At 74.9% G+C, this 23751-nt stretch carries 22 protein-coding genes; 12 read left to right on the top strand and 10 right to left on the bottom strand.

The window, feature by feature from the left end; all coding sequences use genetic code 11:
- The first annotated feature begins 5 nt into the window (after nt 1–5).
- Both ACFPCY_RS07985 and ACFPCY_RS07990 read left to right on the top strand, forming a co-directional pair.
- The gene (locus ACFPCY_RS07985; protein WP_378252991.1) at nt 6–740 is read left to right on the top strand and encodes an ABC transporter ATP-binding protein; all 735 of its coding nucleotides are present in this window, start codon (nt 6–8) and stop codon (nt 738–740) included.
- Entirely contained in the window at nt 734–3235 is a 2502-nt protein-coding gene (locus tag ACFPCY_RS07990; RefSeq protein ID WP_378252992.1) for an ABC transporter permease, read from the top strand. The genes ACFPCY_RS07985 and ACFPCY_RS07990 overlap by 7 nt, the downstream gene beginning before the upstream one ends.
- Here the strand turns inward: ACFPCY_RS07990 and ACFPCY_RS07995 are convergent.
- From ACFPCY_RS07995 to ACFPCY_RS08005, 3 genes are all read right to left on the bottom strand, one after another.
- Entirely contained in the window at nt 3186–3683 is a 498-nt protein-coding gene (locus ACFPCY_RS07995) for a hypothetical protein (RefSeq protein ID WP_378252993.1), read from the bottom strand. The two genes, ACFPCY_RS07990 and ACFPCY_RS07995, sit on opposite strands and share 50 nt — an antisense overlap.
- Before the next feature lie 97 nt (nt 3684–3780).
- Nucleotides 3781–4557, bottom strand: coding sequence for a hypothetical protein (locus ACFPCY_RS08000; protein WP_378252994.1), 777 nt, complete (start codon nt 4555–4557; stop codon nt 3781–3783).
- Nucleotides 4554–4853: a PadR family transcriptional regulator gene (locus tag ACFPCY_RS08005; protein WP_378252995.1), complete on the bottom strand. Its 300-nt coding sequence runs from the start codon at nt 4851–4853 to the stop codon at nt 4554–4556. The genes ACFPCY_RS08000 and ACFPCY_RS08005 overlap by 4 nt, the downstream gene beginning before the upstream one ends.
- A 105-nt stretch (nt 4854–4958) precedes the next feature.
- Here ACFPCY_RS08005 and ACFPCY_RS08010 point away from each other — a divergent pair, with 105 nt between their 5' ends.
- Together ACFPCY_RS08010 and ACFPCY_RS08015 are read left to right on the top strand one after the other, a co-directional pair.
- Nucleotides 4959–5903: a hypothetical protein gene (locus tag ACFPCY_RS08010; RefSeq protein ID WP_378252996.1), complete on the top strand. Its 945-nt coding sequence runs from the start codon at nt 4959–4961 to the stop codon at nt 5901–5903.
- 84 nt (nt 5904–5987) lie between these two features.
- Nucleotides 5988–6497 carry a hypothetical protein gene (locus ACFPCY_RS08015; RefSeq protein WP_378252997.1) on the top strand — a complete coding sequence of 170 codons (510 nt, stop codon included), beginning with the start codon at nt 5988–5990 and terminating at the stop codon, nt 6495–6497.
- 60 nt (nt 6498–6557) lie between these two features.
- Here the strand turns inward: ACFPCY_RS08015 and ACFPCY_RS08020 are convergent, their stop codons facing one another.
- The 3 genes from ACFPCY_RS08020 to ACFPCY_RS08030 all read right to left on the bottom strand — a co-directional run bounded on the left by ACFPCY_RS08020 (nt 6558) and on the right by ACFPCY_RS08030 (nt 9722).
- Complete coding sequence (locus ACFPCY_RS08020; RefSeq protein ID WP_378252998.1) at nt 6558–7733, bottom strand: cytochrome P450; 1176 nt, start codon at nt 7731–7733, stop codon at nt 6558–6560.
- An 86-nt stretch (nt 7734–7819) separates the two neighbouring features.
- A complete protein-coding gene (locus ACFPCY_RS08025; RefSeq protein ID WP_378252999.1) occupies nt 7820–8389 on the bottom strand; it encodes an NADPH-dependent FMN reductase in 570 nt (189 codons plus the stop codon).
- 58 nt (nt 8390–8447) lie between these two features.
- Entirely contained in the window at nt 8448–9722 is a 1275-nt protein-coding gene (locus ACFPCY_RS08030) for a PucR family transcriptional regulator (protein WP_378253000.1), read from the bottom strand.
- Between the two features lie 87 nt (nt 9723–9809).
- Between ACFPCY_RS08030 and ACFPCY_RS08035 the strand changes: the two genes are divergently transcribed.
- The 4 genes from ACFPCY_RS08035 to ACFPCY_RS08050 are packed head-to-tail and all read left to right on the top strand — an operon-like array spanning nt 9810 to nt 14732.
- Entirely contained in the window at nt 9810–10724 is a 915-nt protein-coding gene (locus ACFPCY_RS08035) for an SGNH/GDSL hydrolase family protein (RefSeq protein ID WP_378253001.1), read from the top strand.
- Nucleotides 10721–12754 carry a hypothetical protein gene (locus ACFPCY_RS08040; protein WP_378253002.1) on the top strand — a complete coding sequence of 678 codons (2034 nt, stop codon included), beginning with the start codon at nt 10721–10723 and terminating at the stop codon, nt 12752–12754. The genes ACFPCY_RS08035 and ACFPCY_RS08040 overlap by 4 nt, the downstream gene beginning before the upstream one ends.
- A gap of 23 nt (nt 12755–12777) precedes the next feature.
- On the top strand, nt 12778–13899 hold the full coding sequence (locus tag ACFPCY_RS08045) for a tyrosine-protein phosphatase (protein ID WP_378253003.1): 1122 nt from the start codon (nt 12778–12780) through the stop codon (nt 13897–13899).
- Nucleotides 13900–13937: 38 nt separating this feature from the next.
- On the top strand, nt 13938–14732 hold the full coding sequence (locus tag ACFPCY_RS08050) for a hypothetical protein (protein WP_378253004.1): 795 nt from the start codon (nt 13938–13940) through the stop codon (nt 14730–14732).
- Here ACFPCY_RS08050 and ACFPCY_RS08055 read toward each other — a convergent pair.
- Together ACFPCY_RS08055 and ACFPCY_RS08060 are read right to left on the bottom strand one after the other, a co-directional pair.
- Complete coding sequence (locus ACFPCY_RS08055) at nt 14720–15427, bottom strand: hypothetical protein (RefSeq protein ID WP_378253005.1); 708 nt, start codon at nt 15425–15427, stop codon at nt 14720–14722. The two genes, ACFPCY_RS08050 and ACFPCY_RS08055, sit on opposite strands and share 13 nt — an antisense overlap.
- A 73-nt stretch (nt 15428–15500) precedes the next feature.
- On the bottom strand, nt 15501–16937 hold the full coding sequence (locus tag ACFPCY_RS08060; protein ID WP_378253006.1) for an MFS transporter: 1437 nt from the start codon (nt 16935–16937) through the stop codon (nt 15501–15503).
- A 95-nt stretch (nt 16938–17032) separates the two neighbouring features.
- Between ACFPCY_RS08060 and ACFPCY_RS08065 the strand changes: the two genes are divergently transcribed.
- A complete protein-coding gene (locus ACFPCY_RS08065) occupies nt 17033–17944 on the top strand; it encodes a LysR family transcriptional regulator (RefSeq protein ID WP_378253007.1) in 912 nt (303 codons plus the stop codon).
- Between the two features lie 46 nt (nt 17945–17990).
- Here ACFPCY_RS08065 and ACFPCY_RS08070 read toward each other — a convergent pair whose 3' ends face one another.
- A complete protein-coding gene (locus tag ACFPCY_RS08070) occupies nt 17991–18875 on the bottom strand; it encodes a trypsin-like peptidase domain-containing protein (protein WP_378253008.1) in 885 nt (294 codons plus the stop codon).
- 172 nt (nt 18876–19047) lie between these two features.
- A complete protein-coding gene (locus ACFPCY_RS08075; protein WP_378253009.1) occupies nt 19048–20802 on the bottom strand; it encodes a glycoside hydrolase family 3 protein in 1755 nt (584 codons plus the stop codon).
- A 169-nt stretch (nt 20803–20971) separates the two neighbouring features.
- Here ACFPCY_RS08075 and ACFPCY_RS08080 point away from each other — a divergent pair, with 169 nt between their 5' ends.
- The 3 genes from ACFPCY_RS08080 to ACFPCY_RS08090 are packed head-to-tail and all read left to right on the top strand — an operon-like array spanning nt 20972 to nt 23704.
- Nucleotides 20972–21793: an IclR family transcriptional regulator gene (locus ACFPCY_RS08080; protein WP_378253010.1), complete on the top strand. Its 822-nt coding sequence runs from the start codon at nt 20972–20974 to the stop codon at nt 21791–21793.
- 10 nt (nt 21794–21803) lie between these two features.
- Complete coding sequence (gene lexA, locus ACFPCY_RS08085) at nt 21804–22466, top strand: transcriptional repressor LexA (protein WP_378253011.1); 663 nt, start codon at nt 21804–21806, stop codon at nt 22464–22466.
- Nucleotides 22467–22492: 26 nt separating this feature from the next.
- Nucleotides 22493–23704, top strand: a complete 1212-nt coding sequence (locus ACFPCY_RS08090; RefSeq protein WP_378253012.1) for a hypothetical protein — start codon at nt 22493–22495, stop codon at nt 23702–23704.
- Nucleotides 23705–23751 lie beyond the last annotated feature (47 nt).

The raw sequence follows: 23751 nt of genomic DNA on the forward strand, positions 1-23751 counted from the left end.
AGCGCATGGATGAGGTGGTGCAACTCCGGTCGGTCCGCCGGGTCTTCGGATCCGGGTCCGGCGCCGTCACGGCTCTCGACGGCGTGACCGCGGCGTTCCCGGCGGGCTCCTTCACGGCGGTCATGGGGCCGTCCGGTTCGGGCAAGTCGACGTTCCTGCAATGCGCGGCGGGCCTGGACCGTCCGACCGAGGGCGAGGTGGTGGTCGCGGGCGTGGAGCTGGGCCGGCTGTCCGAGACCGCGCTGACCCGGCTGCGCCGCGACCGGATCGGGTTCGTGTTCCAGGCGTTCAACCTGGTGTCGTCGCTCACCGCCGAGCAGAACGTCGGGCTGCCGCTGCGGCTGGCGGGCCGCAGGCCGAAGGCGGACGAGGTCCGGGCCGTCCTGGCCGGGGTGGGGCTCGCCGACCGGGCGCGGCACCGGCCGGGGGAGCTGTCCGGGGGCCAGCAGCAGCGGGTGGCGATCGCCCGCGCGCTGGTCACCCGTCCCGCCGTCCTGTTCGCCGACGAGCCGACCGGCGCGCTCGACACGGCGACCTCGCGGGACGTGCTGCGGATGCTGCGGGGCCTCGCCGACGAGCGCCGCCAGACGATCATCATGGTCACGCACGACCCGGTTGCCGCGTCCTACGCGGACCGTGTCGTGTTCCTCGCGGACGGACGGCTCGCCGGAGAGCTCGCGGGCGCGACGCCCGAGCAGGTGTCGGCGCACGTCACCGGACTGGAGGCGCGCGCGTGCTGAGCATCGCGTTCTCCACGCTGCGCAGGCGCCGGCACGCGCTCGCCGGGACGTTCGTCGCACTCTCGCTCGGCGTGGCGATGACCGCCGCGATGGGCCTGGCGCTCGCCGCGACGCTCTCCCCGGCGCACCAGCCGGAGCCGCAACGGTTCGCGGACGCCCGGGCGGTGATCCTCCCCGAGCGGTTGCCGTCCGTGGGACCGCTTCGTCGTCCGCTCGAGGCGTCACGGGGGTTGCCGCCGGACGTGGCGGCGCGGGTGCGTGCGGCGGTGCCCGCCGTCGCGGACCGGACCTTCCCGGCGCACGTGGTCGGCGACGGACCGAGCAGCGTCGGACACCCGTGGTCGGTGGCGCGGTTCGGCGGCTACCGGCTCACCGCCGGGACCGCTCCGCGCGGCTCCGGCGAGATCGTTCTCGCGGGTGGGGGCGCCCGTCCCGGCGACCGCGTCCGCGTCGTGACCGCGACGGCCGAGCGGGCGTACACCGTCTCCGGGCTCACCGGACCGGTCGGCTACGAGCACGCGGTGTTCTTCGCGGACGCCGAGGCCGCCCGCCTGTCCCCGCGCGTGGACGCCCTCGCGGTCACGGGTTCTCCGGACGCGGCACGGCAGGCCGCCGGGACCTCCGCCCGGGTGCTGACCGGTGACGCGCGGCACGACGCCGACCCCGATCCGGACCGCGAGCGGCGCGCGCTCGACGACACCGGCGTGCTGCTCGGCGTCGCGGCGGGCATCACCGGATTCGTCGCGGTGTTCGTCGTGGCGTCCACGTTCGCGCTCGCGGTCGCGCAGCGGCGGCGCGAGCTGGCGCTCCTGCGCGTCATCGGCGCGACGCCGCGCCAGGTCCGCCGGATGCTGACGGCCGAGTCGCTGCTGCTCGGCGTCCTCGCCTCGGTCACCGGCTGCGCGCTCGCGCCGCTCTGCGCCCGGTTCCTCGGACGCCGGCTGGTGGACCACCGGCTCGCCCCGTCCGGGTTCACCGTGCCGCTGTCGGCCTGGCCCCTCGCGATCGCGTTCCTGACCGGACCGGCCGTGGCGCTGCTCGGAGTCGTCGCCGCGTCGCGGCGGGCCGGCCGGGTGCGTCCGGCGGAGGCGCTGCGCGAGTCGTCCGTCGAGAGCCGCGTCATGACGCCCGTCCGCTGGCTGCTGGGGGCGGCGGCGCTCGGGTCGGGCCTCGCCACGATGGCCGCGACGGCGATCGGCGATCCGGCTTCGGCCGCCAACCGCAAGGGCTACACGCCCGCGGTGATGCTGCTGATCACCGGGGCGGCACTCCTCGCGCCGGTGCTCGTGCCCTGGCTGGCGCGGCTGCTCACCTGGCCGCTCTCGCGCTCCGCCGGCGCGACCGGGATGCTCGTCAGGGAGAACGCCCTCGCCGCCGCCCGGCGGACGGCGTCGGTCGCCGCGCCCGTCCTGGTCACGGTCGGCCTGGCCGGTTCGCTGCTCGGCACCAGCTACAGCGTGGACGCCACGAAGGCCGCCGAGGCGCGGCAGAGCGTCCGATCCGACTTCGTGGTGCGGCCGACCGCCGGGGACGCCGTGAGCGACGTGGTGCTGGAGCGCGTCAGGGCCGTCCCCGGAGTGGACGCGGTTCCGTCGCAGCGGACGGCGCTGTACGCGATCGGCGACGGCGGACGGCTGCGGCGGTACGAGGCCGAGATCGTCCGGGGGAGCGACCTCGGCAGGGCCGCACGGCTGGACCTCCGCGCCGGTTCGATCGCCGGGCTCGGCGAGAACGCGCTGGTGGTGGACGAGGAATGGGGCAGGAGACCCGGTGACGTCGTGCACTTCCGGCTCGCCGACGGCACCCGCGCGGACGCCCGCGTCGCGGCGGTCATGAAGAGCGGCCTGGACGACGGCCGCGCCTACCTGACAAGCGGGTCCCTGACGGGCGGGTCCCTGACAGGCGGCTATCTGGCGGGCGGGACGTCGCGAGTCGGACGGATCGACGTGATCGTCCGGCCGGGAACAGATCGGGCGGTCGTGGCTCGGGATCTGCGCGCGACCACGCAGGGGCTCGGCGTCGAGATCGTTCCCGCCCGTGACGCCGCCGGCGGAGCGGACGGCACAGGCAGAACGGGCGGGACGGGGCGCAGCAGCTGGCTCGGCATTCTCGTGACGCTCGGCATCGCGCTCGCGTACTGCGGGATCTCGATCGCGAGCACGCTGGCGATGGCGGCGGCCGATCGTTCGCGTGACCAGGCCGTCCTGCGGTTGTCGGGTGCGACGCCTGTTCAGGTCGTGTGCGCGGCTCTGGGCGAAGCGGTCCTGGCGGTCTGCGTGGGCGTGGTGCCGGCGCTGGGCGTGTCCGCCGTGAGCCTCGCCGGGTTCTGGGTGGCGCTGAGCCGGGTGACCGGCGCGACGTCGCTCGTCGTGCCCTGGCTGCCGCTCGCCGCCGCGGCGGCCGCCTGCGCGCTGGTCGCCCTGCCGGCCACCCTCGTCCCGACCGTCAGCTCCCTGCGTTCCAGACCCGGAGCCGGCGCCGGCCTGCGCGGCTGACGTTCGCGACCCGCGAACCCGCCCGTTCGGACGGCGCGGCGACGACCACCCGCCGGGCACGGACGGCCGCCTCGGCGATCCAGAACCGGCCCCCGAGCACCCGCACCTCGGCGGGGAGGTCGACGCGCCGTCCGGTGAACGACACCTGGACCGGCCCTCCGTCCGGGGGGAGCTGTCCCCAGGCCAGCGCCCATCCCGGCCCCTGCACCGCACCGCGCAGCAGCGAGCGGGTGAAGCCGTCCGCCACCGTCACGTCGTAGAGCCCGCCGTCCACGTGGATCTCCAGCGCGGCGCGGCCACCGGTGCCGCGGGCGAGGCGCGCCCGGTAGCCGGCGGCGCGGACACCCTCCACCGCTGCCGTGTCCTCCGCCGCTGCCGTGTCCTCCGCCGCTGCCGCGTCCCGCGCCGCGGCCCTGTGCTCCACCGATCCCGATGCCATGACCGTCATCCCCGAACCTCGCTCACGTCCGACTGTGCTTCCAGCATCGGGCGAGCGGGGCGGGGATGTCGGTAGCGTCCGGTTCCGAGCGGGGGTGGTGCTGGCGTTACCTCGCCGGCCCGGCCGCGGACGGCGGCCGGCAGTCGCGCAGCACCGGGACGAACGCGGCGAGCAGCACGAGGATCGTCGCGGCGACGGCGAAGCCGGGCGGGTCGGGGCGCGAGCCGAGGAGCGCGGCGGCCTCGGTCGCCGCGCCCGCCATGAGCACGCGGGCGCCGAGCCCGAGCCGTCCGGGACGGGCCGGCACCAGGACCCGCGCGCCGAGCTCGGCGACGATCAGGCCGGCGCGCGCCGCGCCGAGCGCCACCGCCGTCCACCAGGCGGCCAGCAGGACGCCCCGCGCGAGCGGCGGCGGATGCGCGAGCGGCGCGAACCGGACGGTCGCGACGACCGCCGCCGCGAGCGCGGCCGGGAGGGCGAACCGCGCGACGGCCGTCCGGAGCAGCACGCGCAGCGCAGCGGCCTCCGGTCTCGGCAGCGGGGCGATGAGGGCGAGCCCGGCCAGCATGATCGCGACCCCGGCGGTCAGGAGCGGCGAGTGCCCGGCGCGGCGGGACAGCGCGTCGTCGGTCTCGACGCCGACGTGGGCGACGAACCAGCACAGCGCGGTGATCGAGGTGGCGAGCGCGGTCGTCCGCAGCCGCCGCTGCGCGCGCGAACGGGCGGGCCAGAGACCGGGGTGGAGCCACAGGTCGGCGGCGCCGAGCAGGGTGTTCCACCAGGACCGCCACCCCGCCGCCGCGATCTCGGCCTCCAGGTCGGGCCCCCACTGCTCGCGGACCGCCGCCGGGTACAGCCGCGCCAGGACGCGCGCGGCGGTCATGCCGGGGACGCCCCGAGGTTGCGCAGCCCCACGGCCGCGACGTGCGCCATGGTGCGCAGCTCCGCCTCCAGCGCCGCGCGCCCCTCGGCGGTGAGCCGCACCGGCCGCTGCCGCCCCTCGCCCGCCAGGTGCTCGACGAACCCCTTCGCCTCCAGCCGGGTCAGCGCCCCGTACAGGCTGCCCGGCCCGAGCCGCTCGCCGGTGAGCCGCTCGATCGCGCCGTTGATGGCGTAGCCGTGCTTCGGGCCGTCCGCGAGCACGCACAGGACGAGCGTCTGCGAGTCGTTGACCTGCACGGTCCTCCCTCGTCGGCCATTACTACGCGGCAAGTATCACGCATTCGGTGCGCGGATCGCCAGTTGATACGCGCCGTGTACTACGAGGCGCGTACTATCGAAGGCGTGACAGTCTCCGAGAAGAACGCGTCGACCTTCGCGATCCGGACGTCTCTCGGCGCGGCGGCCCTGTTCGAGGCGCTGACGGTGCTCGCCACGCAGGACAAGCCGGTCCGGGCCGTCAGCCCCTGGCAGGACGACCCGTACGACGCCGCGGTGTCGCTGGCGATGTTCGCCGTGCCGATGCTCGCGGCGGTCGTCCTCCTGCGGTTGCCCGTGTGGCGGGCGCCCGGCGGTCCCGACCGCGCGCAGCAGACCGCCCGCGCGGCGGGCGCGATGCTGGCCCTGGTCGCGCTCACCCTCGTCGCCGAGTGGGCCGCCGTCGTCGCCGGTGCCGGCCACCCGCGCTGGGACGCCAGGACGGCGGCACTCATCGGCGGCCTGATCGTGAACTCGCTGGTCACGGGCGGCGCGGCGGCGCTGCTCTGGCGAGGGCGGGCGCCGCGCGGATCGGCCGCGCGCTGGCGGCACGACTGGCTCGGCGATGTCCTCCTGCTCGCCGAACGGGTTCCGGTGCTGCGGCGCTGGGCCCGTCCGGAAGCCGCCGGATGGGTGCGGCGGCACGCGCTGACCGTGTTCAGCGCGGCGAGCGCGGTCGCCGCCCTCGCCATCACCGGATCGCAGGCCCTCGGCGAGCACTGGACGGACCCGCTGCTCATCGCGTTCATGCTCGCCGTGGAGTTCACCGCCTACCTGACGTTCTGCCTGCTCACCAACGCGGTCGCCGGGTTCGTCGCCCGCCCGCCGCGGTCCCGCCCGCGCCGCGCGGCCGAGACGTCCCTGATCGCCGGCGCCCTCGCCACCCACCTGGCGATCGCGTTCCGGAACGCCCTGTGGCCCGGGCCGGAACCGCTCACGTCCGTCCCGGCCGTCATGGCCTTCACCTTCGGAGCCGGCCTGGCCGCCGCCCTCGCCACCGTCCTGCTCCCCGGAGGCCGTCCGCGCCGATGACCTGGATCACCCCGGTAAACCGGACGGCGCCCTCAGGGGTCACAGAGAGCGTTCGTGATCGTTTTTTCGGGACGGGGAAGTCTCATGCTCAGAACTGGCCTGGTCGGCGGCGTCGTGCTGGCGGCGGGAATCGCGCTGGCCGCTCCGGCGGCGGCCGACGCCGGACGGCGCGTCGGGGGTCCGTCCTCCGACCGCGGGGACGCGGTCGCGGCCGCCGGGAACGGCGGCGTGCACCGGATCGGCAAGATTCACGAGTTCCGGGCGCAGAGCGTCCGGGGCGCCTCGGTGTGGGGCAGCTGGTACTGGGCGAAGGACGCCAAGGGCTCCTTCGTCTGGATGGTCATCAAGGTCAAGGACACGCGGGGCGACGGCAAGAGCGCCGGGTTCTGCTACGACCTGACCGGCCCCAAGGTGCACTACCGCAACCTGTGCAAGGTCAACACGCTCGGCGCGGGCAAGACCTACACGACGGGCTGGACGATGGGCTACTGGAACCAGGACCGGATGCGCATCCGCGCGGCGGTCGGCAGGCTCGACCGCAAGCACCACACGTTCTACACCAGCTCCGAGGGCGCCTGGCTGCGCCTGCGCTGACCCGGACTGCACGTGAAGGCTCTCCACCGGGGAACCGGGGGAGAGCCTTCTCCGCGGGCGCTACGCGGGACGCGGTGTGACGCGGATCGGCAGGTAGGTGAAGTCGCGGAACTGGGCGGCGCCCGCTCGTTGCGCCTGCGCTCCGTCGATCTCGTAGTCCGCGACGCGGCGGCTGAACTCCCGCAGCGCGACGCGGGCCTCCAGCCGGGCGAGCTGCGCTCCGACGCAGTGGTGGTGGCCGCTGCCGAAGGTGACCTTCGCGCTGGTGTCGCGGGTCGGATCGAACCGGTCCGGGTCGTCGAAGACCTCGCCGTCGCGGTTGGCGGACGCGAGCAGCAGCAGGACGCGTTCCCCTTCGGGGATCTCCACGCCGTGCAGGGTGAGATCGCGGGTGAGCGTGCGCCCGGCGAACTGGAACGGCGGCTCGAAGCGCAGCGTCTCCTCGACCCAGCCGTCGATGCCGGCGTAGGCGGCGTCCCTGGCCTCGGGGAAGCGCCACACGGCGTCCACCGCGTTGGCGATCAGGCCGGAGGTCGTCTCGCCGCCCGCCAGCACGAGGACGAGCAGGAGGGCCAGCACCTCCGACTCGGTGACCGTCCCGTCGGCGTCCGCCGCGGCGACCACCTCCGACGCCAGGTCGTCGCGGGGGTTCCGCCGCCGCTCCACGACCAGGTCGGCGAAGTACCGCGTGAGGACGGCCATCGACCGGGCGCGTTCGGCGGCGGCCGCGTCCGTCTCGTCCTCCCGGTCGACGAGCGTGCACTCCAGCCGCCAGATCTCGGCCCGGTCGGCCGCCGGGACGCCGATCAGCTCGCCGATCACGTCCACCGGCAGCCGCGAGGTGAACTCGGCGACCAGGTCGAACTCGCCGCCGTCCAGCGCGCGGTCCAGGTGCCCGTTCGCGATCTCGGCGATCCGCGGTTCCAGCCGCGCCAGCCGCGCCCGCGTGAACGCCCGGGAGACCAGTCCCCGGACGAGCGTGTGCCGGGGCGGGTCGATCGCCGAGATGGACGCGAACGCCGCCGCGTCCGGCCCCCACAGCAGCGGGTCGAGCATGTTGCCGTTCCGGCTGGAGAACGTCTCCGCGTCGCGGAAGGCGACGCTCACGTCCGCGTGCCGCGACAGCGCCCAGAAGTCGCACTCGTCGTCGCGGTACACCGGCGCCTTCTCGCGGAGGCGGGCGTACGCCCGGTAGGGGTCGGGCCGGAAGAGGGGGACGTCGAGCGCAGTAGCCATCACGGCCTCCGTTGTGGATGCCGCTCCATGCTCACCCCGCGCGCGCCGTCCCGCCCCCGGACTGCCGAAACCGGCCAACCAGCCCCTTACCGGACGTCAGTCCACTCGTCCCGGTGCTCATCAGCCGCAGCGGCGAGCGCCGCGAGCGAGCGCGCGATCGCCTCCCGCGCCGCCGGATCGCCGACCAGTCCGTCCTCGCCCACGTCCTGCCGGGAGAGCGGGATCCGCGCGCACGCGTCCTCGGCGATCGAGGTTCCGGCGTACCCGAGGACGGTCCGCAGCGAGTCGTGCGCCCCGGCGCCCCCGGTCGGCGCGGCGGCGGACGACACGTTGAGCCAGGCCACCGGCTTCCCGTACATCTCCCCGCCGCCGATCGTCCAGTCCAGCAGGTTCTTGAACGATCCGGGCAGCGCCCCGGCGTACTCGGGCGTGCAGAACAGCACCGCGTCCGCCGCGCCGATCGCCTCCCGCAGCGCGGCCACGGCCTCCGGCAGCGGCTCGCGATCGTCGTCCGGACTGAAGTGCGGCAGCGCCGCGAGCCCTCCGAACTCCCGCACCGTCACGCCCTCGGGCGCGACGGCCGCCGCCGTCCGCAACACGGCCGAATTGGTGGATCCGTCCCGGAGACTCCCGGACACGGCAAGCACACTCGTCATGATCGTCCCCAACCCCGCCCTCACTCCTCGCATTCCGCCCCGGGGCGCCCTTCGAGGGTCAGGTGGGGCGGGGCGGGGTGAAGTCGTGGGCGACGAGCGCGGCGCGCAGCTGCGGGAGATCGCCGGGGCACGTCGGGTCCAGGCCGGTGAGGACGGCGATGCGGCGCAGCCGGTAGTCGACGGTGTTCGGGTGGACGTGCAGGAGCGGCGCGGCCCGCCGGCGGTTGAACTCGCTGACGACGTAGGCGCGCAGCGTGTCCAGCAGCACCGGGTGGGCGTCCAGGACGGCCAGCAGCTCCGCCAGGTGCGTGCGCGCCGGACCGGGACGCGACAGCTGGTAGTCGAGCAGCACGTCGGTGATGCGGTAGGCGCCGGGCGGCCGTCCGGTGATCCGGACGATCTCCAGGATGTCGGCCGACTCGCGGGCGGCCTCGGCGACCGACGCGGCGTCGGTGGCGGCCACCCCGGCGTGGACGGCGGTGCCCGCGCGGTCGGCGATGCGGGCGACCAGCCCGGTCAGCCGGTCCCAGCTGCCGGCCAGCGCCGCGCCGGGGTCGTCCACCGGCAGCAGGGCCGTCCCGCCGTGCGCGTTGAGCGCGTGCAGCGCCTGGTCGCGGCCGTGGTGGTCGATCTCCGCCTGGATGCGGCGCAGCTTGCGGCGCGCCGCGACGCTGCTGGACACGCCCGAGTCGGTCTCGTCCGGATGGACGCCGAGGGCGAGGGTGAGCACCGCGTAGGCGGGGGCCGGGCGGACGCCCGCGCGCCGGGCGGCGTCCTTCGGGTCCTGGCCGTCCAGCAGCGCGGACAGCACCTCGTGCCGGGCCGCCTGGTCCTGGCCGCGCAGCGCCTGGTGCTCCTCGACGTAGGCGTCCGCGACGGCCGCCGACACGCGCTGCAGGACGTCGAGCAGGATCCGCTCGACCTCGATGACGGCGTCCAGGTCCGCCGGGCCGGCGCGGGCGACCAGCGCGTCCAGGCCCATCCGCCAGCCGAGGTGGTAGGCCGACAGCACCGCGCCCAGCGGGACGCCCTCCTCCGCGCGGCGGGCCGCGGACCGGGCCATCTCCAGGAGGTCGTCGGGGGAGGGCGGCCGTCCGGTGCGGAGGGTGCGGACGAACGCCCGCAGGTTGTGCTCGACGACGCGGGTGATGTCCCCGGCGAGCTCCTCGCGGGGCAGCGCCGAATACGTCGGGAACCTGTCGGCGAACGTCGCCACCATCCGCCGGGCGAGCGCGGGGACCTGCGCGCCGAGCAGGGAGTCCGCCGGGACACCGCCGATCGCCGGGGCCCGGCTGGACGGCGCGCGGTTACCGGACGGTTTGGTCTCGGTCACAGGATCCTCCGCCCATCTCTGGATATTTCCCTGACGGTCATCGGGTCCGGCGGGCTGAGTATTGCATCGCCACCCAAGGAGGACCCCGTGCCGCTCACCACCCACCCCCGGCTCCGCCGTCCCCTCACCGCCCGTCCCCTGCTCCGCCGCTCCGTCGCCGCCCTCGTCCCCGCCGCGCTGGCGGCGCTGGCCCTCGCGGCGCCGGCCCGCGCGGCCGCGCCCGCGTACGTCGCGCTCGGCGACTCGATGGCGTCCGGACCGCTCATCCCCGACATCACCGGGCCGGTGGCCTGCGGCCGGTCCACGCACAACTACGCGCACGAGCTCGCGTCCCGGCTCGGCGTGGCCGGGCTGACCGACGTGACGTGCAGCGGCGCGGCCACCAAGCACATGACCGAGCCGCAGAGCCTCAGCCTCGCCGGGCAGCCCGCCGGCACCGCGCCGCCGCAGTTCGACGCGCTCACCGCCGACACGAAGCTGGTCACGCTCACGATCGGCGGCAACGACACCGGCCTGGTCGGCGTCGCGCAGAACTGCGTCAACCTGCTGCCGACCGGGACGCCCTGCAAGACGAAGTACACCCAGGGCGGCGTCGACCAGGTCGCCCAGCGCATCGACGCGTTCGAGCCGAAGCTCTCGACCGTGCTGGACGGCATCAGGCAGCGGGCGCCGGAGGCGCGCGTCGTCGTCACCGGATACGGCCTCTACATCAAGCCGGGCGGCTGCTGGCCCGCCGTGCCCGTCCTGCCGGTGGACGCCGACTGGCTCCAGGGCAGCGTCAACCGGATGAACGCCGCGATCGCGCGCCAGGCCGCCGCGCACGGCATGACCTACATCGACCTGGTCACGCCGAGCGCGGGCCACGACGCGTGCCAGGCGCCGTCCGCCAAGTGGCTGGAGGGCTACGTCCCGACCTCGGCCGCCGCGCCGCTGCACCCGAACCGGACGGGCGAGGAGAACTACGCGCGCATCATCGCCGGGCAGCTCCAGGCGGTGCGATGAGGGTCCGCGCCGTCCTGGCCGCGCTGCTCACCGCGGCCGCCTCGGCCTCGGCGGTGGCGCCCGCCGGGGCCGAGGCCGCGGCGGGGACGACCGTGACGGGGACGACGGGGACGGGGACGGCGGCGGCGGGGACGGCGGCGGCGCACGTGTGCGATCCCGCCGACACGGCGGCGTGCATGCTGCCGTTCCCCAACGACTGGTTCACCGTGCCCGACCGCACCACCGCGACCGGACGGCGCGTGAACCTGTCGCCGCTCGCCACGCCGCGCGCCGGGGGAGTCGTCCCGGCCGATCCGGCGCAGTGGAACCGCGGCGACGGGTTCTCCCCGGGCTCGGCGATGCTGACCCGGATCCCGGGCCTGGACCTCGCCCGGACCGGCGCGGCCCCGATCACCGACATGGCCCGCTCGCTCGACCCGGACGCGCCGATCGTCCTGATGGACGCCCGCACCGGCGAGCGCCGGCCCTACTTCGCGGAACTCGACGTCAACGCGCCCGAGTCACGGCGGTTGCTCCTGGTGCGTCCGGCGCGCAACTTCCGCGAAGGGCACCGCTACCTGGTGCTGCTCCGCGACCTCAAGGACAAGGACGGGCACGCGCTCCAGCCGACGCCCGCCGTCCGGCGCATGCTGTCGGGCCGTCCGCTCGGCGGCACCGAGAGGGAGCGCGGCATCGCGCTCCGCCGGACGGTGCGCGAGCTGAACGCGCACCACGTGTCCACGTCGGGGCTCTACCTGGCGTGGGACTTCACCGTCGCGTCCACCCGGAACCTCACCGAACGGGCCGTCCACATGCGGGACGACGCGTTCCGCAAGCTCGGCTCGCGCGCCCCGGCGTTCACGGTCGGCAAGGTCACCGACTTCACCACCGGCCAGGACCCCTACCTCGCGCGGCGGGTCGAGGGCACCGTGGACGTCCCCAGCTACCTGGACCTGCCCGGCGGCCCGCCCGGATCGTCGCTGCACTTCGGACGCGACGGCCTGCCCGAGCAGATCCCCGGCAACGTCCAGAAGGCGAACTTCCGCTGCAACATCCCGCGAAGCGCGCTCGACGAGCCCGCCCAGCCGGTGCTCTACGGGCACGGGCTCATGGGCAGCGCGTCCGAGATCGACAGCGAGAAGCTGCGCCGCGCCTCGCAGCAGCACGACCTGATGCTCTGCGCGACCGACTGGATCGGGATGTCGCAGGGTGACATCGCGAACGTCGCCAGCGTCCTGCTGAACGTCTCGCGCTTCAACACCGTTCCGGACCGGCAGCAGCAGAGCTACCTGGACTTCCTCTTCCTCGGGCGCGACCTCGTCCAGCCGAAGGGCTTCACCGCCGACGCCGCGTTCCGCGCACCGGACGGCCGCCCGCTCATCGGCGGCGGGCTGGCTTACGCGGGCGCGAGCCAGGGCGGCATCCAGGGGACGGCCCTGACCGCGCTGGCCACCGACTTCCGGCGCGCCGCGCTGATCGTCCCCGGCATCAACTACAGCACGATGCTGAACCGCAGCGTCGACTTCGCCCAGTACGAGACGCTGCTCAACGTCAGCTATCCCGACAAGCTGGAGCAGCAGCTCGTCCTCAACCTGATCCAGATGCTCTGGGACCGCGGCGAAGGCGACGGCTACGCCGCGCACGTCACCCGCGACCCGCTGCCGGGCACGCCCGTCCACCGCGTCCTGGTCCACGAGGCGTTCGGCGACCACCAGGTGGCCAACATCGCCACCGAGGTCATGGCCCGGACGCTCGGGGACGTCCCGGTGCGGCAGCCCGCGCTCGCGCCCGGCCGCAAGCCCGACGTCACGCCGTTCTGGGCCCTACCCTCGCTCACCCGCTTCCCGCACGCGGGCTCCGGCCTGGTGATCTGGGACAGCGGGACGCCCGCGCCGCCGACCACCGACACGCCCAACACCGCCGGGCACGACCCGCACGGCGACACGCGCGGCTCGGCGGAGGCCATGGCCCAGCTCGCCGGGTTCCTGCGCACCGGCCTGATCGCCGACACCTGCGCCGGACGCCCCTGCACCATCCCCCCGCAAGGCTGAGACCGTCCCAAGGAGCGGCCCCCATGCGCACGACCATCGCCCTGACGACCGCGTTGACCCTCCTGGCCCCCGCGTCCCCTGCGCTCGCCTCCCCTGCACTCGCGTCTCCCGCGCTCGCGTCTCCCGCGCTCGCGTCTCCCGCGCTCGCGCTTCACAGGCAGGCGGCTCCCGCCCGCGCGGCGGTGACGGCCGGTTCGGTGTTCACCTCCGCCGCCGTCACCCAAGGCGCGGACGGCACGTACACGATCAGCTGGCAGGCCCCGGACGCCGGGAACGTCACGGTCACCGCGACCACCGACGCGTCCGGCGGCGGGACCCCGCGGCCCGTCGGATCCGGCGGCGCGACCGGCACGCTCACCGCGAGCGGCCTGCCGTCCGCCGCGCGCTGGTACTTCCGGCTCGTCCCGGCGAACGGCGTCCCGCTGGTCGTCGCGGACCGCTCGCTGCACCTGCCGCACGCCCGCAACCTCCGCGACGTCGGCGGCTACCGGACGGCCGACGGCCACTGGGTCCGCATGGGCGTCCTCTACCGCTCGAACAAGCTGAGCGACCTCGACCAGAACGACCTCACCACGCTCGCCGCCGACCGGATCAGGCTCGTGGTGGACCTGCGGAACGGCCAGGAGCGCAGGGACGCGCCGGACAAGCTGCCCGCCGGGGCGTCCTACCAGGTCGCGGACCTGATCGACCTCAGCAAGGGCCTGCCGACCGCGCCCGACCTCACGCTCGCCCTGCTGCTCGCGCTGCCGCGCCTGCTCTCCTCGTCCGAGGACGCCGAGCAGAACCTCGGCTACCGGCTCATGGTGAACGCCCCGAGCGCGCAGGCCGCCTACCACGACCTGCTCACCTCGCTCGCCGCCCAGCCCGACCCGGCCCTGTTCCACTGCACCGCGGGCAAGGACCGCACCGGCTGGGGCGCCGCCGTCCTGCTGACCCTCCTCGGCGTCGACCGGGCCACGGTCTACAGCGACTACCTGGCCAGCAACACCTACTACGGCGCCGACAGCGTCCGCGCCAACTGGCTGGACGCGGCGTTCGCCGAGGTGGACCGCTCGTTCGGGTCGTTCGACGACTACGTCCGCAAGGGCCTCGGCCTCTCGGACGCCACCATCGCCACCCTCAAGTCGCGCCTGCTGACGTCCTGACAGGAGAGCCCTTCGATGAAGCCCGACGGGAGCCCTCGATGAAGCGCCGCCTTCCGACCGTCCTGGCCGCCGCCGCGTCCCTGGCCCTGGCCCTCGCCGCCCCGGCGTCCGCCGCCACCTGGCAGCAGGTCTCCAGCGACACCTTCTACCTGACCGACGCCCTCCAGCGCTCCCAGGGCGTCACCACCGACGGCAGCGCCTGGTACTTCTCCTGGCAGTACGGCCTGAGCCGCGTCTCCCTGGACGGCAGGACCCAGGCGTCGAACACGCTGGCCATCCCGTCCGCGCTGGCGCTGCAAGGCGACAACCACATCGGCGGCATCGACTACTACAACGGCAAGATCTACGCGCCGATCGAGGACGGCAGCAAGTACCAGCATCCCTACATCGCCGTCTACGACGCCTCGTCGCTCTCCTACACCGGCACCGCGTTCTCGCTGCCCCAGGACATCCAGCGCGACGGCGTCCCCTGGACGGCGGTCGGCGGCGGCTACCTGCTGTCCTCGGAGTACGACGCCACGGCGATCAACTGCTACAGCCTGGCGGACGGCCACCTCGTGAAGCGCGTCCCGCTGAGCCAGCCCGTCCCGCACCTGCAAGGCGCGAAGTACTACGAGAACCGCCTGTACGCCTCGTCCGACGGCGCGACCAAGGCCGTCTACGAGATCGACCTCGACACCGGCGCGGTCGCCCGGGTGCTCACCCCGGACCTTCCGTCCGGCACCGAGGTCGAGGCCCTCACCTTCCTGCCCCGCCCGGACGGCTCGATGATGCACGTCCTGGACGTGGCGCCGAACCGCCTCTCAGTGAACTTCCGCCACTACCGCCCCTGACCGCCTGCGACCCGGACCCAGGCGTCCGGATATTCCAGGAAATCCAGCGAGTCCGGCCGGAGCCCGGCATACAGCAGGCAGTGGGCGATCGCGCTTCCGCCGGACGCGACCGCCGCCAGCACCTCCCGCCCGCCGACGTCGCCGTAAGAGCGGTGACCAGGGTGCAGGTCGCCCCGGACGATCTCACCGTCCTCGGCGATGCGGCCCTGGTCACCGCTCTTGGGGTTGGCGTACATCCCGTAGCCGAACGTCCCGGCCGTCACCGAGCGCAGAACGGAATCCGCCTCGTCACCCCACGGCTGCGCGATCACGCACCCGCCCGGCACGTCCGTGATGCCGAGGACGTCCTCGTCCCCGCCGAAGTCCAGCTCGTACCAGGGCGTCTGCTCGTCGGTGACGATGACCTCGGTCACCGTCCACAGGGACAGCACCTCCACGGCCCGCCGGTCCGCGACGCAGGCCAGCGAGAACCCGTCATGGGCGATGCCGGCGCACAGCTCGGCCAGCTCCGGCCCGTCCTCGATCATCGCCCGCTCGCCCGGTGCGAGCAGCCGCGCCTCGGGAACCCGCGACGGCTCGGCCGACGAACGCGACAGCGCGCCGAGATAGCGCCGGACGTTCTCCGGGAGGTCGAGGCCGTCCAGGTCGTCGAGGTCGGGGTCGGGGTCGGGGTCGATCCAGTCGATGCCGCTCATCACTGCCCTTCGTTCCAGGCGGGGTTCGGATCCCTCGCCTGGAACCTAGAGGCCGCCTCCGACAGTGCGGGCGTCAGCGGAGCCGGCCGAGGACGGCGGTGAGGACGGCGGTGAGCGCGGCCAGGCACAGGACGGCGGCGGTCGTGAGCGCGGTCGCGTGGACGTAGGCGGAGAACGGGACGCCGGGCCGGCCGGGAGCCGCGCCGAGGGTCCGGGCGAACAGGCCGCCGACGAGGGCCACACCGGCGGCGTTCGCGATCTGGGTGGCGGTGAGCAGGACGCCGCTGGCGGCCCCGGCGTCGGCCGGGTCCACTCCCTCCAGGACCTTCCCGATGAGGGGCGCGGCGACGAGGCCCTGGCCCGCGCCGCAGAGGGTCAGGGCGGGCAGGAGCCAGGCGACCTGGGAGTGCTGCGGGACGGTGAGGACGACCGCCGGCACGGCGGAGAGACCGGCGCCCGCCAGGACGGCCCCGCTCGTCAGGGCGGCGAAGCGGCGGCCCGCCAGGCTCGTCACGGCGAACCCGACGCCGAGGGGCGCGAAGATCAGCCCGCTCTGCAGGGGAGTGCGGCCCAGCCCGGCCTGGAGGTGGTAGGCGAGCAGGAGGAAGAAGCCCGCGTTGCCCGCGTAGAAGGCCAGGACGGTCAGCAGGCCGCGGACGATCCGGCGCTGGGCGAGCAGCCGCGGGGGCACCAGCGGGTCGGACTGCCGCCGCTCGATCCGGACGAAGACGGCGAGCAGGACCGCGCCGAGCGCGAGTCCGGCGGCGAGAACGGCCCGACTCGCCTCCAGGACGGGCGGCAGCAGCAGCGCGACGAGCGCGAGGGCGAGGACGGCCGCGCCGATCAGGTCGGTGCGGGCGCGGGCGCCGTGGCTCTCCCGGACGGTCCGGCCCGCGACGAGCAGGGCGACGGCGCCGAACGGGACGTTCACGAGGAAGGCCGAGCGCCAGCCGAGGTCGAGCGGGTTCCAGGCGAGCAGCGCGCCGCCGACGATCTGACCGGCGATGGACGCCAGCCCGATGGTCGCGCCGTAGGCGCCGAGGGCGGTCGCGCGGGCCGGGCCGGTGAAGGCGTCCTGGATGATCGAGAGGACCTGCGGGAGCATCACCGCCGCCGCGAGGCCCTGCACGACGCGCGCGGCGATGAGGAACAGCACGCTCGGCGCGGCGGCGCACGCCACCGAGGCGAGCACGAACAGCGCGACCCCGGTCAGGAACGTCCGGCGGCGGCCGTGCCGGTCGCCGAGCCGTCCGCCGGTGACGAGCTCGACCGCGTAGGCCAGGGTGTATCCGGCGGCGACGAACTGCACCTCGCCGAACGTGGCGTGCAGGTCGTGCTGGACGGACGGGATGGCGACGGTCACGATGTTGACGTCCAGCAGTCCCATGAAGGTGGCGAGCAGGATCCCGGCGAGCGCGATCCAGCGCCGCGCCGCGGCCGGCGCGTGAGAGGCCCGAGGGCCGTGCGGGGCATGAGGGGCATGAGGACGGATGGCTGTCGTTTCGGTCATGGCACCATTCGGCCACCGGCGGCGCGGTCGCGTCCAAGTCGGAGTCGTTGGCCTGTGATAAGCGCCGGTTATCACCGCCGGATAAGCTGCCGGGCATGGAACTGCGGCATCTGAGGTACTTCGTCGCGGTCGCCGAGGACCTGCACTACGGCCGCGCCGCGGCGCGGCTGCACCTGACCCAGCCCGCGCTGAGCCAGCAGATCAAGGTGTTCGAGCGGGAGCTGGGCGTCGAGCTGTTCGCCCGCGACCGGCGCGGCGTGGCGCTGACCGGCGCCGGGACGGCGCTGCTGCCCGCCGCGAAAGACGTCCTGGCCCGCGCCGACGCCGCGGTCGAGCTGGCCCGCCGGCACGGGACCGGCGAGGCGGGACGGCTGGTGGTCAGCCTGACCCGGTCCGCGCCGCGCGAGGTCGTCACCGAGTTCGTGGAGCCGTTCCGCGCCGTCCACCCGGCCGTGGACGTGCGGGTGACCAGCGGGTTCACCGCGCGCGACGAGGAGCGGCTGCGCGAGCGGTCCCTCGACGCCGCGTTCGTGCGGATGCTGGACGACCCGCGCGACGACCTGGACTCCCTCACCGTCGGCGACGAGCCCGTCGTGGCGGCGGTCCCCACCGGCGACCCGCTGGCCCGCAAGCGCCGCCTGAGGCGCGCCGACGTGACGGGCCGTCCGCTGGTGTGGTGGCCGCGCGAGCACGGCCCGCGCATGTGGGACCGGATGCTGGACGAGGTGTTCGGCGAGGGCGTGCGCCCGGAGATCGCCCACTCCGAGCCCGAGGAGGAGCACATGCTGTACGCCGTCGCGCAGGGGCGGGGCATCAGCTTCGTCACGGAGGGCAAGGCCGCGACGCTGCACGTCCCCGGCGTCGCCGTCCGGCGGTTCGCCGACCCGGTGCCGACCGTCCCGATCACGCTCGCCTGGTCGCGCGACAACCCGAACCCCGCGCTGCGCCGCTTCGTGGCGCACATCTCGGACCGGGTCGGGCTCCCCGCGGCGTCGTCTGGCGCATGACACGGCCCGGGCGCGGCGCGGGCGCCCGGGCCGTGGTGGTTCCGGGTCAGGGACGGGGGAGCCGGCAGTTCGGGTTGGTCAGGTCGATGTCGCTGTGCGTGGTGAGGCACTGGGTGAGCAGGTAGGTCTCCTGGCCGTACCCGATCCCCTGGCGGACGGTGACGTTGCCGTTCTGGTCCACCTCGCACGGGTTGTCGAGCGTGCACTGCTCGCCGTCCTCGTTGCCGGTGTTGTTCACGCCGACGACCAGGCCGGAGGTGTTGCTGATGACCGGCGAGCCGGACGTCCCGCCGATCGTGTTGCAGGACGCGGTGTAGCGCAGCGAGTCCTTCCACACCCAGTCGGCCTCGTGCAGCTGGTAGACGAACCCGTCGATACCGCAGTTGTAGGTCTTGCGCCAGTAGCCGGACACGACGCTGATCGGCGTCCCGGCCGTGGGGTGGTCGGGCGACAGTTGCAGCGCGGACGTGCCGTACTGCGCCTTGATCTGGCCGTAGGTCAGGCGGAGCTTGTACAGCGTGACGTCCGTGTCGGTCATCGTGCTGTACTCGATCTGCGAGGCGCGCAGCGTGCCGAGCGAGCCGGTCCCGCTGCTGTTGAGCAGGGTGAACGAGCGCGAGGACGAGTGGTCGGTGACGACCTCGCCCGGCCCCGGCATGCCGAGCTCGCTGCAGTGGCCGTTGGTGAGGACGAGCGCGGGGTCGCTGTCCACGGACTTCGGTCCGCGCACGACCGAGCCCGAGCAGTTGCTCAGCGCGACGATCGCGTGGTAGTCGGTGGCGCGGACCGGCGCGAGCGGCGCGGTCGGGGCCGGACGGGCGGGCAGCGGGGCGGTCGGGCCGGGGTCGGCGCTCGCGGCGACGGCGGGTCCGGCCAGCAGGGCGCCGGCGGTGAGGGCGGCGGCGGCCGCCTCGATGAGGCGTCGGGTCATGTCGATCGGGTCCTCTCGGGCGGGGGACGACGGTCTCCGCCGCGCGCGCGGCGGGATTGTCAGAACTCGGGACCAAGCGATGTCAGCGCGATGCTAGATCACCTGTACCACGCCCGGAAGATCCGAAATCTGCCAGTAAAGAACCCGCCGTTACGACAGATAACGCCAGCGTTCACCTTCCGTACCGTAGACCGTGGCCGAACGGGTAGAGACCGGTGATCGTCACCGGGAGCCGCCCGCCGGGCCGCGCGCCGAACAGGACGTCCGCCGTCGCGCGGTAGGCCGACATGTCGATCCGCTGCGCCCGCGCGGTGACCGCGTAGGACGCGACGTAGGCCCGCACCGACGGGTAGGACGCGATGTCGTACGGCAGTCCCGCCGCCACCGCGGCGACCGGCTTCCCGGTCTCCTGGAGCGCGCGCACGAGCCTCGCCTGCCCGGACGGCAGCGGCCCGGCCGAGTAGGTCGCGACGACCACCCGGTCCGCGCCGCGCGCGAGCCGCACCGCCTCGGCGATCTCGGCGTCGGACGGATCGGTCGTGGCGGGCTGCCACCGCGTCACCGGCCCGGCGCTCACCGCGTCCACGGCCTGCGCGAGCTGCTCGGACTGGACGGCCGCCGCGACCAGCGTCCGCTGCTTCGAGCGCGGGTCGAACGGCAGCACGTTCCCGTCGTTCCGGACGAGCGTGACCCCCGCCCGCGCGATGCGGCGGGCCTCCGCGAGGAACGCCGGATTGCCCGCCAGCCGCTCGGCGCGCGCCGGATCGGTGAACCGGTTCCGGAACACGCCGTAACCGCACTTGAGCGCGAGCACCCGCCGCACCGACTCGTCGATGCGCGTCCGGGGCAGCTCACCGGACCGGACGGCGTCCGACAGCGCCTCGACGGCGTCCACCTGCGTCCGGTACTCGCCGCTCGCCATCACGACGTCCGCGCCGGCCTTCACCGCCATCACCGTGGCCTGGCGCGCACCCCAGTGGCCGGCGATCGCGCCCATGTCCATCGCGTCGGTGACGATCAGCCCGCGGAACCCGAGCTCCCCGCGCAGCAGCCCGGTGAGGACCTTCGGCGAGAGCGTCGCGGGCAGGTCCGGGTCGACGGCCTTGAGCACGACGTGCGCCGTCATGATCGCCGGCGCGCCCGCCGCGATCGCCGCGCGGAACGGGGGCAGGTGGACGCGTTCCAGCGTCGCCCGGTCGTAGCCGACCGACGGCAGCCCGAGATGGCTGTCGGTCTTGGTGTCCCCGTGGCCGGGGAAGTGCTTGGGCGTGGCGATCACCCCGGCGGCGCGGTAGGCGCGCACCTGCGCGCCCGCCAGGCGCGACACCAGGTCGGTCCGCTCGCCGAACGACCGGACGCCGATGATCGGGTTGTCCGGATTGGTGTTCACGTCGGCGTCGGGCGCGAAGTTCCACTGGAAGCCCATCGCGCGCGCCTCGTCCGCCGTGATCCGCGCGGACTCGGCGGCCAGGCGCGGGTCGCGCGCCGCGCCGAGGCCCATCGCGTTCGGCAGCGGCGTCGTCCCCTCGCGGACGTTGTGCGTGGTGCCGAACTCGAAGTCGCCCGACTGGAGCAGCGGCAGCCCGAGCCGCGTGCCCTCGGCCCACTGCTGGAGCCGGTTGTTGTACCGCGCTGCGAGACCGGGCGTGCGCGGCTCCGAGGTGATGGTCGAGCCGATCTCCAGGTCCTGGACGGCCCGCCGGGTGTCGTCGTCGGGCATCCCGTCCGGGCCGTCGTGCGCCATGGCCATCACCATCTGCCCGACCTTCTCCCGGTCGGTCATCCGGGCGAGGTAGGCGTCCGGGTCGCACCGCGGCGGGGCCCCGGCGGTCCCGGCGGCTCCGGCGAAGGCGGCCGGTGCGGCGGGGGCCAGGACGGTTCCGGCGGCGGTGACGGCGGCCAGAGCGAAACGGGCGGATCTGAACATCGCGCAACACACCTCGCAGCTGAGAGTCGGCGGGTCGGAGGCCACCGTGCGCCGCCGCCCGCCCCGGCCGGAAGATCGCGGCGCGAACGTTGTGCACTGCACAACGCGGTGTTGCGAACGTGGCGCGGCGCGGAGACGGTTCCTAAGGTGCGGGGGCAGAGGGAGGGGAATGAGCGACGAACGGAACCGGTCGGCGTCCCTGCGCCGGGCGCTGGCCGTCCTGGACCACGTCCGGGCGCGCGCCGCGGACGGCCGCGGCGTGTCCCTGACCGAGGCCGCGGACGCGCTGGGGCTGAGCAAGAGCACCGTCCTGCGGCTCACCACGCCGCTGGTCGAGGCGGACCTGCTGACCCGCGACCGGGACACCGGGCGCTTCCGCCTCGGGCCCGGCACGCTGCGGCTCGGCCAGGCCTACCTCGCGTCGCTGGACCTGCGCACGGTCGCGTCCGAACCGCTCCGGCGGCTCCAGCGCGAGCTCGCCGAGACCTGCCACCTCGTCGTCCCGGACCTGCCGGACGTCGTCTACATCGACAAGGTCGAGGACGAGCACCACGTCCGGATGGCGTCCCGGGTCGGCAGCCGCATGCCCGCCTACCGCACCGCGGTCGGCAAGGCCGTGCTGGCCTGGCTGGACGAGGCGGCGCTGCGCCGCGTCGCCGCCGCCGGGATGCCCCGCGTCACCGCCCGGACGATCACCGACCCCGACCGGCTGCGCGCCGAGCTGGAACGCGTCCGGCTGCTCGGCTACGCCGTGGACGACCGCGAGAACGAGCCGCAGGTCCGCTGCGTCGCCGCGCCGATCTTCGACCACTCCGGCACGGTCGCGGGCGCGCTCAGCGTGTCCGGGCTGACCTCCCGCATGACGCCGTCCCGGGTGCGCCGGGTGGGGCCGCTCGTGGCCGCCGCCTGCGCCGACATCTCCCGCGTGCTCGGGTCCGGCCGGCGCCCCCCGCGTGTCCGCGACGCCGCGTCCGGGCCCTCGGACCTCTAGACTCGCGCGGGTGACCGGCTATGACGATCTCGACGGGTTCGGCGGACTCGACCCCTCGGCCCTGACCCAGCGCCAGCAGCGGATCCTCGCCGCCATCCGGGACTGGGTGGTCCGGCACGGCTACCCGCCGAGCGCCCGCGAGCTCGGCGACGCGGTCGGGCTGCGCTCCGCCTCGTCGGTCTCCCGGCACCTGCGGACGCTGGAGGAGCTCGGGTTCCTCACCCGGTCGGCGTCGGTGACGCGGCCGATCGACGTGCGGACGTTCCTGCGCGGGCAGGACGGCCCGGCCCCCGCCGAGGCGCCGGTGAGCGTGCCGGTCGTCGGGCGCATCGCCGCCGGGACGCCCATCTCCGCCGAGGAGCACCTCGACGACACGCTGGCGCTCCCGCGCGAGCTGACCGGTCGAGGCACGGTGTTCGCGCTGCGCGTGCGCGGCGACTCGATGGTCGACGCCGCGATCTGCGACGGCGACCTCGTGGTCGTCCGGCAGCAGCCCGAGGCGCACTCGGGCCAGATCGTCGCCGCGATGATCGACGACGAGGCGACGGTGAAGGTCTACCGCCGCCGGAACGGCCACGTGCTGCTGGAGCCCCGCAATCCCGCGTACGACGTGATCGACGGGGACCGGGCCGTCGTGCTCGGCGTGGTCGTCTCCGTCCTCCGCAACGTCTGAACGCCGTCCAGAGCCCGCCGGACGAAGTGCTCGCCGACATCATCCGCGCGGTCGCCGAGGGCGACCCCGCCAGGGCGCGCGACCTTGCCGCGCTCTACAGCCGCGCCCGCGGAGGCCCTCTGGACGGCGGCGCGGCCGTCCACGACCGGAACCCGGCCACCGACGCGATGGCGCGGCTGGGGATGCTCGGTCCCGAGCACGCGGTCGAGGCGCGCGCGCCGGGCACGCCGCCGGACGCGACCGAACCCGTTGACGAACCGGCGGCGCCCGGCCTGGCGGCGGGAGCCGCGCTGGATCGTGCCAGGCGGCTCGCGGCGACCGTCCGGGGCCCGGCCGCGCGCCGGGACGCGCTGGTCCGCCTCGCGCGGCACGCGCTCGCCGCGGGCCACGTCGAGGAGGCGCGGGCCGTCGCCGCGCTGATCGCCGACCCGGGGAGCGAGGCCGAGTTCCGGCACGAGATCATCGTCACCCTCGCGGCGCGCGGCGACCTCGGCCGCGCCCGCTCGATCGCCTCGGAGATCGGCTCGGTCCGGTACCGGGACCTGGCGTTCGCCGACATCGCCAGGATCGCCGACGCCGCGGGCGCGCTCGACGAGGCGGACGCCGACGCGGCGCGCATCGAGGACCCGAACGTCCGCTCGCTCGTCCAGAACGAGCTGCTGCGCGGAGCGGTGACCCGGCGGGACTTCGACCGCGCCGAGGCGGTCGCCCGCTCCGCCGCCGAGCCGCACGTCCGGACGGGCCTGCTCCTGACGGTGATCTGCGCCCTCGCCGACGCCGGACGCCGCGACGCCGCGCTCGCGCTGGCCGGGGAGCTGCGGGACGCCGCCGCCCGCCTCGGCGACCCGCTCGACCGGGACTGGGCGAACCTGGACGTCGTCACCGCGATCGTCGGCGCCGGCGACCCGGACGGGGCGCTTCGGACGGCCGAGGCGATCGGCGACCCGGTCGTCCGGGTCGGCGCGCTGGCCGAGATCGCGAAGGCCCCGGCCACCGGCCCGCCGCTCGTCGCGCGGCTGCTGGACCGGGCCGCCGCGCTCGCCGAGTCGCTGCCGGGACGCGCCGACCGCGAGGCCGCGCTCCAGAGCGTCATCCGCGCGCTGTTCGACATCGCCGCCGCGGCGATCAGAGCCGGGGACGTCCCGCGCGCCGAGGCCCACGTCCGCGCCGTCGCGGACCTGCGGGCGCGGGGCGGCGCGCTCCACCTGCCGGCCGAGACGACCGGGGAGCCTTCCTAAGCGAGCGTCCCGGCGCGCCGCTGGTCGTCGTTTCGACGGCTGTGGAA

The organism is Actinomadura gamaensis, from assembly GCF_042652125.1.
Lineage (GTDB): Bacteria > Actinomycetota > Actinomycetes > Streptosporangiales > Streptosporangiaceae > Spirillospora > Spirillospora gamaensis.

Excerpts from the sequence above, each read along its gene's own strand:
- ACFPCY_RS07985 (WP_378252991.1), top strand. The coding sequence starts at position 6 with ATGGATGAGGTGGTGCAACTCCGGTCGGTCCGCCGGGTCTTCGGATCC.
- ACFPCY_RS07995 (WP_378252993.1), bottom strand. The coding sequence starts at position 3,683 with ATGACGGTCATGGCATCGGGATCGGTGGAGCACAGGGCCGCGGCGCGG.
- ACFPCY_RS08000 (WP_378252994.1), bottom strand. The coding sequence starts at position 4,557 with ATGACCGCCGCGCGCGTCCTGGCGCGGCTGTACCCGGCGGCGGTCCGC.
- ACFPCY_RS08015 (WP_378252997.1), top strand. The coding sequence starts at position 5,988 with ATGCTCAGAACTGGCCTGGTCGGCGGCGTCGTGCTGGCGGCGGGAATC.
- ACFPCY_RS08020 (WP_378252998.1), bottom strand. The coding sequence starts at position 7,733 with ATGGCTACTGCGCTCGACGTCCCCCTCTTCCGGCCCGACCCCTACCGG.
- ACFPCY_RS08025 (WP_378252999.1), bottom strand. The coding sequence starts at position 8,389 with ATGACGAGTGTGCTTGCCGTGTCCGGGAGTCTCCGGGACGGATCCACC.
- ACFPCY_RS08040 (WP_378253002.1), top strand. The coding sequence starts at position 10,721 with ATGAGGGTCCGCGCCGTCCTGGCCGCGCTGCTCACCGCGGCCGCCTCG.
- ACFPCY_RS08045 (WP_378253003.1), top strand. The coding sequence starts at position 12,778 with ATGCGCACGACCATCGCCCTGACGACCGCGTTGACCCTCCTGGCCCCC.
- ACFPCY_RS08050 (WP_378253004.1), top strand. The coding sequence starts at position 13,938 with ATGAAGCGCCGCCTTCCGACCGTCCTGGCCGCCGCCGCGTCCCTGGCC.
- ACFPCY_RS08055 (WP_378253005.1), bottom strand. The coding sequence starts at position 15,427 with ATGAGCGGCATCGACTGGATCGACCCCGACCCCGACCCCGACCTCGAC.
- ACFPCY_RS08060 (WP_378253006.1), bottom strand. The coding sequence starts at position 16,937 with ATGACCGAAACGACAGCCATCCGTCCTCATGCCCCTCATGCCCCGCAC.
- ACFPCY_RS08065 (WP_378253007.1), top strand. The coding sequence starts at position 17,033 with ATGGAACTGCGGCATCTGAGGTACTTCGTCGCGGTCGCCGAGGACCTG.
- ACFPCY_RS08070 (WP_378253008.1), bottom strand. The coding sequence starts at position 18,875 with ATGACCCGACGCCTCATCGAGGCGGCCGCCGCCGCCCTCACCGCCGGC.
- ACFPCY_RS08075 (WP_378253009.1), bottom strand. The coding sequence starts at position 20,802 with ATGTTCAGATCCGCCCGTTTCGCTCTGGCCGCCGTCACCGCCGCCGGA.
- ACFPCY_RS08080 (WP_378253010.1), top strand. The coding sequence starts at position 20,972 with ATGAGCGACGAACGGAACCGGTCGGCGTCCCTGCGCCGGGCGCTGGCC.